The following is a 14,400-nucleotide window of genomic DNA, read 5'->3' as shown; positions in this document are numbered from 1 at the left end:
GCTTCCGGCAGGAAGCCTGGGCGCCGACTGCGGACAGAAGAACGGAGCCCCTGCAGGCATCACCGCGGAGACGGAAACAAAGGGCGTTCGGAGCTTGACATCAACCAACCGATTACAGAAGGCACAGAGACACAGAGATTCCCGGGGGAACGAACAATGGCCCTCTGTGTCTCTGTGCCTCTGTGGTTCCCCTGAGAACCCAAGCATCAAGCGTTGTTCAGCAGACGTAGTCCGCCCTAGGTCAGGGTTTTCAATGACTCTTTATCGAAACCCACGATCTCGTCGTGGCGCCCGTCGCGTATCTTGTTGCCCCATTCGGCGTCGGTCAGCAGCGCCCGACCCAGCGCCACCAGGTCGAACTCGTCGCGGTCCAGGCGCTCGATCAGCTCGCTGATGTCGCTGGGATTGGCGCCCTCGCGCGAGACGTCGTCGAGACCGACGCTGCCCACCGTGATGGTTGGCTTGCCGGTAATCTTCTTGGTCCAACCCGCCAGGTTGAGCTCGGAACCTGCGAACTCCGGTACCCAGTAGCGCCGGGTGCTGGCGTGGAATATATCGACGCCGGCCTCGGCCAGCGGCAGCACCAGGCTCTCCAGCTCCGCCGGCGTCTCCGCCAGCCGGGCCTCGTAGTCCGAGGGCTTCCACTGCGAGAAGCGGAAGACGATGGGGAAATCGGGCGACGTGGCCTGGCGTACCGCGGCCACGATCTCGAGGGCGAAGCGCAGGCGATTTTCGAACGAGCCGCCATAGGCGTCGCTACGCCGGTTGCTGCCCTGCCAGAGGAACTGGTCGATGAGGTAGCCATGCGCCCCGTGGATCTCGACACCGTCGAAGCCGATGCGCTGCGAATCGGCGGCCGACGAGGCGAAGGCGGCGATGACATCGTCGATGTCGGCCTGGCTCATTTCGACACCTTCGCCGAAGTCGCCCAGCACCTGGCCCGAGGGGCTGTGGCCCGGGATGTCGATCTTCATCCAGGGCTGGCGCGATGCGCCGATGTGCCAGAGCTGGGGCATGATGCAGCCGCCGGCCCCGTGCACGGCGTCGATCACCAGCTTCCAGCCGTTGAGCGCCGCCTCGCCGTGGATGGCCGGCACGGCCGGGTTGCCGCTGGCGCTGGTATGCGCGATCGAGGTGCCCTCGGTGATGATCAGGCCGATGCCGCCGGCGGTGCGGCGCCGGTAGTAGGCGGCGACTTCCTCGGTGGCGACGCCGCCCGGCGACTTGCAGCGCGTCATGGGCGCCATGGCCAGACGGTTGGGCAGCGAGAGGCCGTTGATGGTGATGGGGTCGAACAGGATCTCTGCGGAAGCCGACATGGGGATCTCCGGGTTTTCTTGGAAACTGCGAGGTTGCGGGACGGGCAAACTATCCAGCCCTGGCGGACACGGTCAAGCCCCGATCAGCCGCCAGGAAAAAAGGAGACAGGTACTTTGGCGCCGTTTGGTGCCTGCCTCCTTTTTTTGGCCTGTGAATGTCATGTGAAACCCTCAACAATACCTTAGCGATAATAGCTGACGAGCCCGAGCTTCTTTACTCATGCCTCCTCGGGGCCAGCACGACCCCGATCATCGGTTAGGAGAATATGCCTGGGGTGACTGAACTTCCGCTCTCCGCCCCTAAAGCAGACGTGTTCTGGCGTGAGTGCGAACAACCGCTCTTTAGCCATAAGCCGCCATTCGTAACATCCCGGAATGCCGCAATTTTAGGTCTGGCGTCCGGCGCCATTCGCCTAACCCTTCTCAATCAACACCACATCGTTTCCTGTGATGGCCAAGGTTGTCGGAATTCCCATCGACGACCAGCGACCGGTCAGCCATTGGAAGGTGGCTTCGGAGAAGAAACCGATGTGGGTGGGGTCGATGATGTAGTGCCAGGTCCTGAACGCCTCTTGGTCGCGGACCCGTTTGGTCATGATACCGAGCCAGCCGCCCGGAGCGAGGCCGTTCCACAGGCAATCCAATTCCTTGCCCGGCTCGGCTAAATGTTCGACGACTTCGCTCAGGGTGATGAAATCGTACCGCGCGGACAGGACGGATTCGTCGGAGGCATAGTAGGGGTCGTAGAGGGCGACCGAGTGCCCTGCCTCCTCAAACATTTGCGCCAGCGCCGGGCCTGGTCCGCAACCAAAGTCGAGACCCACGGAGTTCGGAGCCAGGCGTTGGTTCAGCGGTGTGAACAGCCGGTCGAGAAAGCGCCGGTACCTGACTAATGGATGGCGACAATCGTTCGTGAATTGCTCGAAGCGACTTCGCCTTTGGGTCAGCCGCGTCGATTCAGGCCCGGCGTCGGCATGCTCGCTCTACCTCCAGCACCAGACGCCCAGGCCGTGAAAGCGGACCATGAGGCCGGGAGGTCAGCTATCAAGGGCAAAGCGGCTGTGCTGGGCACCGGGCCGATCCGTCGTTCCTAGCCATTTGCGGACTCGGCGCGATCGATCCAAAATCAGAGCGTCTTTCCCCGAAAATTCCGCCTGAACCTCAATTTCTCCCTTGATTGATCGGGAGCTCGTCAATAGGTTAGCCTAACGACTGTTAGGTCAAACTCAATTAGCGGCGCGAACGGAGCCCCATAACATCGGGGTCGGATGATTCGGGGCAACGCTATCGGAGAGATATGTGATGAGAATAGCGGGTTGCGATTTGGGTGCGGCATCGGTGGGTTTTGCCATCGCCACGATCGGCGAGGACGGCAAGATTACCTTCGAGGACACGCGTTACGCGCTCCACGACGGCGATCCCATGGGTCTCTTCCAGGCCTGGTACCGCGATAACGACGTCGCTTCCTGCGCCGCTTTGGCAGCCACCGGCGTATACGCCGACGAACTCAGCAGCCCGGTCCTGGTGCTGCCCGAAGATTCCTGTCAGGAAGCGGCGCTGGAACTTAGCCCCGATCTCGAGGACACGCTCAACCTGGTCAGCATCGGCGCCCGCGGCTACGGCGTGCTGAGCCGCCGGGCCACCAGCAATGGCGGCACCAAATTCCATTACCAATATCTCGAGAACGACAAGTGCTCGTCAGGCACCGGCGAGAACATCCAGAAGATTGCCGAACGCTTTGGCCTGGGGGTCGAAGAGGCCGACCAGATGGCCCTGCTGGCCAGCGAGAGCATCCCCATCACGGCGCGCTGCACGATTTTCGCCAAATCCGAAATGACCCACTTCGCCAATCAGGGCAAGCCGACGGGCGAGCTCTTCAAGGGCTACTTCGGCTCGGTGGCGCGCAACACCCGGGCGCTGCTGGCCCGCAACCACGTTGACGGCCCGGTCTACTTGATGGGCGGCCCGGCGCGTATCGGCTCGGTGCGCCAGGCCTTCGAGGAGATCTTGGGCGAGCCGGTCAAAACCCCACCCCTGGCAGAGTGTTTCGAGGCCGCCGGCGCCGCCGCCATCGCCGCGCAGCAGGCTCGTGGTGCACAGCTTGCGGCACTGCCGGCCGACCCGGCCGAATTGATCCAGGCCAGCGAGAACCGCTTTCAGGTGCTGGAGCCGGCCAGCAACCAGCAAGACCGGGTGACCATGATGGCTGAGCCGGCGATCCCCGAGGGCGCAGCCGGGCAGCCTGCCATCCTCGGTCTCGATCTGGGCTCGACCGGCGCCAAAGCCGTGTTGACCTCGATCGAAACAGGCGAAGTGGTGCTCGACGTCTACGACAGCACCCGAGGCAATCCAGTCGATGCGGCGCGGCGCCTGGTCAGTACGTTGCTGCAGCGCAGCCAGGCCGATGTCCGCGCCATCGGCGTTACCGGTTCGGGCCGCGAGGCCGTGGCGACGCTGTTGCGCGCCGTCTATCCCGACAGCGACAGCATCGTCGTGCTCAACGAAATCGTGGCCCATGCCACGGCCGCCAGCCGCTGCGATGTCGATCATGGCGCCGATCTATCGGTGATCGAAATTGGCGGCCAAGACGCCAAGTACATCCGCGTCCAGGGCGGCCGCATCGTCGAGAGCGATATGAACAAGGCCTGCTCAGCCGGCACCGGCTCGTTCCTCGAGGAACAGGCGAACCTTTATGACGTGCACGACATTCAGGAATTCGTCGATTTGGCCTCGACCGCCAAAAGGCCGCCGGAGCTGGGCCAGATGTGCACCGTCTTCGTGGCCGACGCGGCGGCCTCGGCGATAAAGGAAGGCTTCGGCCGCGACGACATCTTCGCCGGTTTCCAGTATTCGGTGATCCACAACTACCTCAACCGGGTCATGGGCCAGCGCACGCTGGGCCAGCGGGTGTTCTTCCAGGGCAAACCGGCGAGCAATCCTTCGCTGGCCTGGACCCTGGCGGCGGTGACGGGCCGCGAGATCGTGGTGCCGCCCAATCCGGGCGCCATGGGCGCCTGGGGCACCGGTCTTTGCGCCATCGAACAGATGGGCAGCGAAGCCCTGGCGACGCAGCTCGACCTGGGCCAGATCCTCGAGGCCGAGATCACCGATCGCTCCGAGTTCCAGTGCCGTGACGCCGAATGCCAGATCCTCTGCCCCATCGAGCGCACCACCATTCAGGTCGGTGAAACCAGCCGTCAGGCGGTCTCGGGCGGCGCCTGTCCCAAGTTCGAGGTCTCGACCAAGACCCAGCCCAAGCTGGCCAAGGAAGCCCCCAACCCCTTCGAGCTCAGGGAGGAGCTGATCGACGGATTCGTTTTGGAGCGTTCCGGCGCCCGGGTCATCGGCGTCCCCGAGATCGGTGCCGTGGCCGGGCATGTGCCCTGGCTGGCCGCCTTTGCCGCCGAGCTTGGTTTTTCGGTCAAGCTCTTGCGCTCCGACAAAAATTCCTTGGCCGGGGGCGAACAGCTTTGCAACAGCTTCGATTCCTGCGGCCCGGTGAAAATCGCCCACGCCGTAGCCGACGCCGGGGGGGACGTAGACCTCCTGTTGATCCCCAAGATCTTCGATATTTCGGCAGCCGACGGTCCTGGCGGCCAGTCCTGCGTGACCGAACAGGCCATGCCCGAGATGATCGAACAATCCCTGATCTCGCGCGGCCGCGACCTCAAGGTGGTGCGGCCCTGCATTAGTTTTGGCGACGGCCTGGAGACGGCCGAACTGGTGACCGAGTTTGAGCGCGTGGCGCCTGAGCTGGGTGTCGAGGCGGCCCGGATTGCCGCGGCTGTGACGCGGGCCGCCGAAGCCCAGCAGGCCTATGAGGCCGGCCTGATGGAAATTGGCCGCCGGGCGCTCGACTATGCCAAATCGAACGATGTGCCGGCGGTTATCCTGACCGGCTATGTCCACGTCATCTGCGACCGCGCCAGCAACGCCAACATCCCGATGCTGCTCAGGCGCAACGGCGCCATGGCTGTCCCGGTCGACTGCTACTCCGTCGACGATGCCACGCCGGCGCTGTGGAAGGCCTATTGGGGCGATGACAACCGGGCGCTGAGAGCCGCCGTCTGTGCCCGTGATCGGGGCGACGCCTTTCCCGTGCTACTGGCCTCCTTCGGCTGCGGTCCGAACTCGTTCACCGAGCAAATCTTCCAGTCGCTGATGGAGGGCTTTCCCCACACCATCCTGGAGAGCGACGGCCACGGCGGCGAGGCCGGTTTCGTGACCCGCATTCAAGCCTTCTTGCAGTCGGTGCGCCAGTTCCGTGGCGATGACGAGGCCCAGGTGCCAGACAATTCGAGGGCCATATCCTACGTCGATCCCAAGAGCCGGAGGGGCAGCCAGATGGACCCCGACTCGCGCTATGTGGTGGTCAACGTGGCCGACGAAATGGGCCCCGCCTTTGCCGCCATCTACCGCGCCTATGGCTTCGACGCGGTGGCCGCGCCGAGCTACAGCGACGAAACCACGCGCCGTGGCAAGGCCGACTGTTCGGGCAAGGAGTGCATGGCCTATCAGCTCAACTGGGGCGCGTTCCGCAGCTACCTGGAAGATAACCCGCCGCTCAAACGCACCGAGTTGCTGCAGCTCACCGGCCGCTTGTGCCGGGCCGGGGTCTTCGACGTCAAGGACAAGATCAACATCGAGAGTATGAGCTTGGACAGCAACGTCAGCGTCGGCGGCCTAAAATTTGGCTCCGATCCCTCGATGGCGATGTTGATCTGGGCCGGCCTTTCAGTCGTCGATTTGTTACGCCAGCTCTACCTCTACCACCTGCCCGTCGAGGGCCGGCCCGGCGAGTCCCGCGCCCTGTTCGACCAATGCGTCGGCAAAGCCGTCGCCATCCTCGAGAGACGGCTCGAAGACGAAGCCGCGTCTCAGGCCGAATACCAGCGCAAGGCGGCGGAGATCGGGGAGCTGCTGCAGGAAGCCGCGCGGCGCTATGCCGAAATGGAGGCGCGTTTCTCCGGCACCAAGGATTTCCGCCTTGTCTTCGTCTCAGGCGACGTCGTGACCAAGGGCAACGATGTGGCCAGCGCCGGCCTCTTCCTGCGCATGAGCGAGCAGGGCCTGAGGCTGGTGATCGAGCCGATTGCCGATTTTTTCGAATATCTTGGCCGCCTGCACCCGCACCTGCTGTTCGGCCGCTCGGCGACGCCGGAACGCGTGAGGCCCATGGTCCTGCAGCAGGCCGAGCTGCGGGCCGGCTATTACGCAGCAGTCGGCGAAATGCATCCCTGGCTGCCGCAACCCAACGTCGTGGCCACGATCGCCAAGGCCGGGGAACTGATCGACCCGGCGACCTACGGCCCGCCGCCCTTCGAGATCGGCAGTGTGCTGACCAACTGGGAAACCGGGCTCTACGAGGGCGTCGTCATGGCCAGTTGCTGGGGCTGCGACTCGAGCCTGGTTTCCGAAGGCCTGTTGCGCTACCGCAAGGACATTCCATTCTTCTTCTTTTATGACGACGGCACGCCGCTGGACGAGCGCCGGGTGCGCGGCTACTGCTACCGTCTGCACCGGGCGGCCGGAGCTACCGGGCTTGAGGCCGGTAACGTAGAGATTGCGGCGGTTACCGTGGCAGCGGATGCCGTGGCGACGGCCGCCCTTCCTCCACCAAGCGCCTGAGGTTAGGGCACGCGACAAATCGGGCGAGGTGCCAGCTCAATCCTAACATCCGGGCTGGACCAGTTTTCGGGGGGCAGGTCACCTGGCCCACTTTTTTTTTGACGAGACGGCACCCATCGAGGCATGGCGCGGCCTTGCCGAGCGCATGTTCCTGATTACAGCAGCGGACAGCAAACATTCGATCAAGGGAATTAGAGACGTTTTGCTAAATGGTTTGCCCGGCCTTCGGCACACAGAGATTCCCCAGGGCGGACACATGGCCGCCATATTCCGACCCGATCTGGTCAATCCGCTGATCGCGGACTTCCTTGGCGCCTAGTGGGCTAATTCGCACAACCACTGTCTGATGGTTTTCGCTTTTTTTTGGTGCCTTCCAATGTAGTCGTTGGCACGCCAAATCGTGTTTGTGTGGCGAAACCGAAGTCGGCTATGGGTCAGGTCCGGACCTTCAGGGGCACCGCCAGGATGGTCTGCTGCTGGATGTGAAGCGGACGAAATCAGGACGAAAGCAGACAATTCCTGCTCAACGCCATCCAGAAATTCGCCGTCCGCACGTCACTTGAGATCAGCTGAGGATTTCGGCGGCCGCCACAATATTCAGCAGAAGAGGACAGGTACTTTGGCGCCGTTTGGTGCCTGTCCCCTTCTTTGGCGGCGCCTCAGTGTTCGAGGCAGACTTTGCCGAAGTGGGCGCCGCTGGCCATGTGGTCCAGCGCCGGGCGCAGCTCGTCGAAGGGGAAGACCTTGTCGACCACCGGCTTCATGCCGTGCTGGCCGATGGCCCGGACCATGGCTTCCATGCCGTTGCGCGAGCCCACGGAGATGCCTTCGAAACGGACGCTCCTGGAGATCACGGCGCCCAGCCTGAGCTCGGCCCGGTCGCCCGATAGCACGCCGATGATGTTGATGCGGCCGCCGCGCAGGATACAGCGCGTCGACTGCGACATGGTGTCCGTGCCGCCGAGCTCGAGGATATGGTCGATGCCGGCGCCGCCGGAAAACTCCAGCGCCGGCTTCCACCAATCCGGCGTAGTGCGGTAGTTGACGCCGAGATCGGCGCCGAGATCGGCGGCGCGCGCGAGCTTTTCGTCGCTCGACGAGATGATCATGACGCGGGCCCCGGCCAGCTTGGCGAATTGCAGCGCGAACAGCGCCACGCCGCCGGTGCCCTGGACCAGCACGCTCTGTCCGGCCTTGATGCCACCGCGGGTGACCAGGCTGCTCCAGGCGGTCAGCGCGGCACAGGGCAACGTCGCCGCCTCGGCATCGCTGAGGTGATCGGGTAGCGCCACCACGCCTTCCTGCGAGAGCACCATCTTCTCGGCCATGACGCCGTCAAGCGGGCCGCCCAGCGCCGGGCCCCGGGCCCCCGAGGGCGGTCCCGAGAGCCAGACCTGGACGAAGGTCGGGCACACCCGGTCGCCCACCGCCACCCGCGTCACGCCGTCCCCCACCGCCAGCACCGTGCCGACGCCGTCGGAGATGGGGATCAGCGGCAACTCGCCGGTCATCGAGCCGTAGCCGCGCTGCATCACCAGATTGTCGCGGTAATTGAGCGAGGCCGCCTGCATCCGCAGCAATACCTGGCCCGGACCGGGCTCGGGATCCGGCCGCTCGGCCAGTGTCAGATGTTCGATGCTCCATTCGTCCTGCAGTTGGAAAACTTTCATGGTGGCGATTCCTCTAGTCTGTGGCCGCATCGAAGGCGGCTTTCACACTCTTGTATCCGGCGCCCAGGATCTCGGCGTCGACCGAATAGGTGATGTACTTGATGCCGTAGCCCAGCACCTCGGCGATCTGCTCCTCGCGGGTGACAATGGTGCCGGGATACTTGCCGGCGGCGGCGATCTTGGTGCTGAGGTCCCGCAGCCGGCCGACCACGCGCTGGTCGGTCACCTGGCCCGGGATGCCCAGCGCCTTGGAGAGGTCGTAGACGCCGACGAAGATGATGTCGAGGCCCGCGATGGCCAGGATCTCGTCGATGCCGGCAATGGCTTCCTCGCCTTCGATATGGATGGCGACGAGGGTATTTTCGTTGGCCACCCCGGTGTGCTCGGTAGCGAAATCGAAGGTGTAGTCGCCGGCCCGGGTGACGGGAGAGAAGCCGCGCCGGCCCAGCGGCGGGTACTTGGCCCAGGTCACGGCCTCAGCGGCCGCCGCGGCGGTATGCACGTTGGGCACCTGGACGCAATGAACGCCGATATCCAGGGCCCGCAGGATCATGGCCTCGTCGACGCCGCCGACGCGCATCACCGGCGACACGCCGTGGCAGTCACATGCCATGGCCATGGTCGTCGCGGTCTCGTAACCGATGGAGCCGTGCTCCGAATCGATGACGATGAAGTCGAGGCCGGCAAGGCTGAGAATATCCGCCGTAACGGCCGAGGGAATCATCGCCCAGGTCCCCAGCACGGCCTCGCCGGCTTCCAGTTTTGCTTTGAGGGGGTTCGGTTTTCTCATGATTTTTCAACAGGTTAATCGAAAAGTGGGAAGTCCGCGGCATAGCGTTCCAGGGATGCCAGGCCGAACTCGGTGGGCACCAGGCAGGGCTCGCGGTCGTAAACCTCGAGGCCCAGCCGCCTGGCCGCGGCGCGCTTGCCGTAACAGATCATCTGGTCGATGGACTGCATGGTGAAGGTGATCAGCGGCAGCACCTGGGCGTAGAGGCGCTCCGCCTCGGCCTCGTTGGCCGCACCGCCCTCACGCATGAGCTCATAAATCTTCACCAGGCTTTCGATGCACTCGGCGGCCGGGATGACGCCGGCGCAGCCGGCCCGCAAGTTGTCGGGAAGCTCGAGCCCGGCCCGGCCGTTGAAGACCGCGAGGTCCTCGGTCTGTTCGATGATGCGGCGGATCAACAGCGCCGGCCCCTCGCCCTTGAGCAGCACGAAGTTGGCATGATCATGCCGAAGCCGCGTGATGCCGTCCGGGGTGAGGCCGATGCCGATGTACTCCGGGGCGTTCTGGATGGCGGCGGGCAGCGGCGATTGGTCGATGACGCCGCCGAAGAAGCGGATCAGGTCATCCTCGCTCATGCTCAGATCGCGGGGCGGCTGCAGCACCACCCAGCCGGCTCCGGCCGCCGCCGCGGCGTCGATCAGCGAGAGCTGCTCCTCGGCCTTGTTGCCGTAGATGGTGACCGAGAGCGGCACCCGCCCGGCGATGTCCTCGGCGCACCATTCGATGAGCTGGCGCCGCTCCCCATCACTGAGCTTGCTCACCTCGGTGGCCAGTCCGAGCACGGCGATGCCGTGGGCGCCGGCCGCCAGACAGCATTCCACCTGACGCCGCATGGCGGCCCGGTCGAGGCCGCCGTAGGCACCGAAGAAGGCGTACATCATCGGGTAGATGCCGTGGAACGGGGGGTTTTTGGTCACGCTGAATTCTCCTTAGCGCCCACCGGAAACGTCGAGCACGATACCATGGACATAGGAGGCTTGTGGCGAGAGCAGCCAGAGCGCCGCCTCGGCCACCTCCTCGACCGTTCCCATGCGGCCCAGCGAGGTGGTCTGGCGGGCGGCGGAGGGGAAATCCACGTCAGTGGCGGCCTTTTGGATGTCGGTGGGAATGACGCCGGGCCTGATGGCGTTGACGCGGATGCCCTGGGGCCCGACTTCCTTGGCCAGGCTGATGGTGAAGCTGTCGACGGCGCCGTTGGAGGCGGCGTAGTGGCTCCAGCCCGGCAGGCCGCCCAGCACCGCCGCCTTCGAGGAAATATTGACTATGGCGCCGCCGGGACCGCCATGGGCCGTCGACATGCGCTTGATGGCCTGGCCGGCACAGTAGAAGCAGGAGAAGGTGTTGACGGCAAAGATGCGGGCCAGGAATTCGGGTTCCATTTCGTCGAGCGGTACTCGGGTCTCCAGGATGCCGGCGTTGTTGACCAGAGCCGTCACCGGCCCCAGCTCGGCATCCAAGGTTTCGAACATGGCTGCCACCTGGTCGGCTTCGCCGACGTCGGCCCGGAGCGCCAGGGCGCGGCCGCCGGCCCTCTCGATATCGTGAGCCAGGGCCTCGGCCTCGGCTTGACTGCGGCCGTAGTTGATGCCGACGGCGTAGCCCCGGCTGCCCGCCATGCGGGCGATGCCGGCACCGATACCGCGGCCGGCCCCGGTCACCAGCATGACGCCGGAGGGGCTCTTGTCGTTCATTCGGCCTCGCTACGGCGCACCATGGCGTCGGGACGATCCGGCAGGTCGGGCAAGAGATCGGTGCCCAGGCCGGGGCCCGTGAGCGCCCGGATGTGGCCCTTTTCGATGGGCGGCACCTCGGTCACCAGATCGCGATACCAGCCCGAATGGAAAGCCCGCACGGTCTCCTGTATCAGCGCGTTGGGGGCGTTGATGGTGAGGTGCACCGAGGCCGCCAGCAGCACCGGCCCGGTGCAGTCGTGGGGCGCGACGGGTAGGTGGTAGGCCTCGGCCATAGTGGCGATCTTCTTGGCCTCGGTGAGGCCGCCGCACCAGCCGATGTCGGGCATGATCACGTCGGCGCACTGGCGTTCCAAAAGCTCGCGGTAGCCCAAATGGGTGGCGATGGTCTCACTGGCCGTCACGGTCACGCCGGTGCGGCGCTTGTATTCCTGCAGCGAGCCCAGGCTGTCCATCTTGATGGGATCCTCGATCCAGTAGGGATCATAGGGCTTGAGCGCCTCGGCGATGCGCACCGCGGTGGGCAGGTTCCAGAGAAGGTGCATCTCGGCCATGACGTCGATCTTGTCGCCGACCGCCCGGCGGATCTTCTCGAAAGGCCCGAGTGCCGCCTTCATCTCGGCGGCCGAGATGTCGTTGCCGCTCCGCGCCATGGCAGCGCTATCGAAGGGCCAGATCTTCATGCCGCTGATGCCCTGGTCCAAGAGACTCTGGGCCAACTCGTCGGCGCGCTCGAGGAAGGCCACGAGGTCCTCGTAGGGCCCCTCGGGCTCGGCCTTGGGCAGGCCCCAGTTGCCGATGGCATGAGCCGGCGCGCGCACGTACTGGTAGCCGGCGCAGGTGTTGTAGACACGGATGCTGTCGCGGCTGGCCCCGCCCAGGAGCTGGTAGATGGGCTGGTTCGCAACCTTGCCGAATAGATCCCAGAGCGCCACGTCGACGGCCGAGTTGCCGCGCATCTCGACGCCGGTGCCAGTGTAGCCGACATAGCCGTAGAGCTTGCGCCCCAAGGCCTCGATAGCGAGCGGGTCCTGGCCCAGCAGATGATGCGCCGCGGTTTCATGCAGGTAGGCCTCGATGGCGGCGGCGCCGTAGAAGCTCTCGCCCAGGCCGATCAGGCCCTCGTCGGTATGGATTCTCAGCCAGATGAGGTTGGGAAATTCGCCCAGTCGAATGGTCTCAAGGGCCGTGATCTTCATGCATATCTCCGCCACGACACGACAGGCGCTTGCCCAGCCGCGTGAGTTCGCCTTACAAAGGATAGCAACGCAAACGCCTAGTGGGAGTAAGAGGAATCATGGCCAAAGGCAAGAAGTACCGCTCCGCGGAATGGTTCGGCGGCGCCGACAAGGACGGCTTCACCCACCGCAGCTGGATGAAGAACCAGGGCCAGCCCGACGACCAGTTCGATGGCCGCCCGGTGATCGGCATCTGCAACACCTGGTCGGAATTGACGCCTTGCAACGGCCATTTCCGAGACCTGGCGGAACGCGTAAGACGCGGCGTCTACGAGGCCGGCGGCTTTCCCCTGGAATTTCCCGTGATGTCGCTGGGCGAGACCCTGCTGCGGCCCACATCCATGCTCTATCGCAACCTGGCCAGCATGGACGTCGAGGAAACCATCCGCGCCAACCCGTTGGACGGGGTGGTGCTGCTGGTGGGCTGCGACAAGACCACGCCGGCACTGCTGATGGGCGCGGCGAGCTGCGACGTACCGGCCATCGCCGTCTCGGGCGGACCCATGCTCAATGGCCGCTACCGCGGCGAACAGATCGGCTCGGGCACCCACGTCTGGAAGTTCAGCGAGGACGTCAAGGCGGGCAACATGACCATGGACGAGTTCATGGACGCCGAGGCCGGCATGAGCCGTTCCATCGGCCACTGCATGACCATGGGCACGGCCTCGACCATGGCCAACATGGTCGAGGCTCTGGGCATGGGGCTGCCCTCGAACGCCGCCATCCCGGCCGCCGACGCGCGGCGCTTCACCCTGGCCCACATCGCCGGCCGGCGCATCGTCGAGATGGTCAGCGACGACGTGCGCATGTCCAAGATCCTGACCCGCGAGGCCTTCGAGAACGCCATCCGCGTCAACGGCGCCATCGGCGGCTCGACCAACGCCGTGGTCCATTTGATTGCACTGGCCGGACGTGTCGGCGTCGATCTCGGCCTCGATGACTGGGACCGGCTCGGCAAGGACGTGCCGACCATCGTCGATCTGATGCCGTCGGGCCGCTTTTTGATGGAGGACTACTACTATGCCGGCGGCCAGCCCACGGTGATCCGGACGCTGGGCGAGGCCGGCCTCTTGAACAAGGACGCCATGACGGTCAGCGGCCAGACCATCTGGGAAAACTGCAAGGGAGCCGCCAACTTCGACGGCGAGGTCATCCGCTCGCTGGACAAACCCCTCACCGAGAGCGGCGGCATCGCCGTCCTGCGTGGCAACCTCTGTCCCGACGGGGCCGTGCTCAAGCCGTCGGCGGCGACGCCCGAACTGATGCAGCACCGCGGCCGAGCCGTGGTCTTCGAGGACATCGAGCACTACAAAGCGCGCATCGATGATCCCGATCTCGATATCGACGAGACTTGCGTCATGGTGCTCAAGAACTGCGGCCCGCGCGGCTATCCGGGCATGGCCGAGGTGGGCAACATGGGCCTGCCGTCGAAGATCCTGGCCAAGGGCATCACCGACATGGTGCGCATATCGGATGCCCGCATGTCGGGTACCGCCTACGGCACCGTGGTGCTGCACGTGGCGCCCGAAGCCGCTGCCGGCGGCGCGCTGGCGCTGGTCCAGGAGGGCGACATGATCGAGCTCGACGTGGCCGGCCGGAGCCTCAATCTGGAAGTCCCGGAAGACGAGCTGGAGCGTCGCCGCCAAGCCTGGTCGGCGCCCGAGCCTTCGATGCGGGGCGGCTACCAGCAGCTTTACGTCGACCACGTGCTGCAGGCCGACAAGGGCTGCGACATGGATTTTCTGGTGGGCAACCGCGGCGCCGCCGTGCCCCGCGAATCGCATTAGGATTAACCCGCATTTCTCACCGGGTCACGGCCTGCGTCGCCCCCAGGTGATGCGATCCGGAAGGAAAAGGTCGATGAGCGTAGTGGGACTACGCTCTTCGGCCTTTTCCGTAGCGGGCGCGCGCCTGGGGGCGACCCTTCGGGCGTCGCTGTGGCGCCGACAGGATGCGTCGAGCTGCTTGCCCGATGTCCCACATCGCGCGGCGCAGCGCGCCTACCCTGTCGACGCCACAGCGCCGCGCAGGCCATGACCCGGTGAGAAATGCGGGTTAAGGGAG

At 65.0% G+C, this 14,400-nt stretch carries 8 protein-coding genes and 1 pseudogene; 2 read left to right on the top strand and 7 right to left on the bottom strand.

Annotated elements, in window-relative coordinates:
• Positions 1-236: 236 nt before the first annotated feature.
• On the bottom strand, positions 237-1,319 hold the full coding sequence (locus QGG75_04415; GenBank protein ID MDP6066483.1) for an NADH:flavin oxidoreductase: 1,083 nt from the start codon (positions 1,317-1,319) through the stop codon (positions 237-239).
• Positions 1,320-1,732: 413 nt separating this feature from the next.
• Positions 1,733-2,203: pseudogene (locus tag QGG75_04410) on the bottom strand (class I SAM-dependent methyltransferase).
• A 418-nt stretch (positions 2,204-2,621) separates the two neighbouring features.
• Between QGG75_04410 and QGG75_04405 the strand changes: the two are divergent.
• Positions 2,622-6,947 carry a BadF/BadG/BcrA/BcrD ATPase family protein gene (locus QGG75_04405; protein MDP6066482.1) on the top strand — a complete coding sequence of 1,442 codons (4,326 nt, stop codon included), beginning with the start codon at positions 2,622-2,624 and terminating at the stop codon, positions 6,945-6,947.
• Between the two features lie 659 nt (positions 6,948-7,606).
• On the opposite strand, the gene QGG75_04400 is transcribed toward QGG75_04405, so the two are convergent.
• From QGG75_04400 to QGG75_04380, 5 genes are read right to left on the bottom strand one after another with little or no spacing between them, the layout of a single operon-like run.
• On the bottom strand, positions 7,607-8,617 hold the full coding sequence (locus tag QGG75_04400; protein MDP6066481.1) for an NAD(P)-dependent alcohol dehydrogenase: 1,011 nt from the start codon (positions 8,615-8,617) through the stop codon (positions 7,607-7,609).
• A 13-nt stretch (positions 8,618-8,630) separates the two neighbouring features.
• Positions 8,631-9,407, bottom strand: coding sequence for an aldolase/citrate lyase family protein (locus tag QGG75_04395; GenBank protein ID MDP6066480.1), 777 nt, complete (start codon positions 9,405-9,407; stop codon positions 8,631-8,633).
• Positions 9,408-9,421: 14 nt separating this feature from the next.
• Positions 9,422-10,324 (bottom strand): dihydrodipicolinate synthase family protein, encoded by a 903-nt coding sequence (locus tag QGG75_04390; protein ID MDP6066479.1) that lies wholly within the window; start codon positions 10,322-10,324, stop codon positions 9,422-9,424.
• A gap of 12 nt (positions 10,325-10,336) precedes the next feature.
• The gene (locus QGG75_04385; GenBank protein MDP6066478.1) at positions 10,337-11,098 is read right to left on the bottom strand and encodes an SDR family oxidoreductase; all 762 of its coding nucleotides are present in this window, start codon (positions 11,096-11,098) and stop codon (positions 10,337-10,339) included.
• Entirely contained in the window at positions 11,095-12,297 is a 1,203-nt protein-coding gene (locus tag QGG75_04380) for a mandelate racemase/muconate lactonizing enzyme family protein (GenBank protein MDP6066477.1), read from the bottom strand. Before QGG75_04380 ends, QGG75_04385 begins: the two co-directional genes overlap by 4 nt.
• 98 nt (positions 12,298-12,395) lie before the next feature.
• Here QGG75_04380 and araD point away from each other — a divergent pair, with 98 nt between their 5' ends.
• Positions 12,396-14,123, top strand: coding sequence for an L-arabinonate dehydratase (araD, locus tag QGG75_04375; protein MDP6066476.1), 1,728 nt, complete (start codon positions 12,396-12,398; stop codon positions 14,121-14,123).
• Positions 14,124-14,400: the final 277 nt, after the last annotated feature.

Source organism: Alphaproteobacteria bacterium (assembly GCA_030740435.1).
Taxonomy (GTDB): Bacteria; Pseudomonadota; Alphaproteobacteria; order UBA2966; family UBA2966.
This window is presented reverse-complemented; position numbering and strand designations above follow the sequence as displayed.

What these genes read in the sequence shown, in the direction of transcription:
- QGG75_04385 (MDP6066478.1), bottom strand. Translation starts at nt 11,098, where the DNA reads ATGAACGACAAGAGCCCCTCCGGCGTCATGCTGGTGACCGGGGCCGGC.
- araD (MDP6066476.1), top strand. Translation starts at nt 12,396, where the DNA reads ATGGCCAAAGGCAAGAAGTACCGCTCCGCGGAATGGTTCGGCGGCGCC.
- QGG75_04400 (MDP6066481.1), bottom strand. Translation starts at nt 8,617, where the DNA reads ATGAAAGTTTTCCAACTGCAGGACGAATGGAGCATCGAACATCTGACA.
- QGG75_04395 (MDP6066480.1), bottom strand. Translation starts at nt 9,407, where the DNA reads ATGAGAAAACCGAACCCCCTCAAAGCAAAACTGGAAGCCGGCGAGGCC.
- QGG75_04415 (MDP6066483.1), bottom strand. Translation starts at nt 1,319, where the DNA reads ATGTCGGCTTCCGCAGAGATCCTGTTCGACCCCATCACCATCAACGGC.
- QGG75_04380 (MDP6066477.1), bottom strand. Translation starts at nt 12,297, where the DNA reads ATGAAGATCACGGCCCTTGAGACCATTCGACTGGGCGAATTTCCCAAC.
- QGG75_04405 (MDP6066482.1), top strand. Translation starts at nt 2,622, where the DNA reads ATGAGAATAGCGGGTTGCGATTTGGGTGCGGCATCGGTGGGTTTTGCC.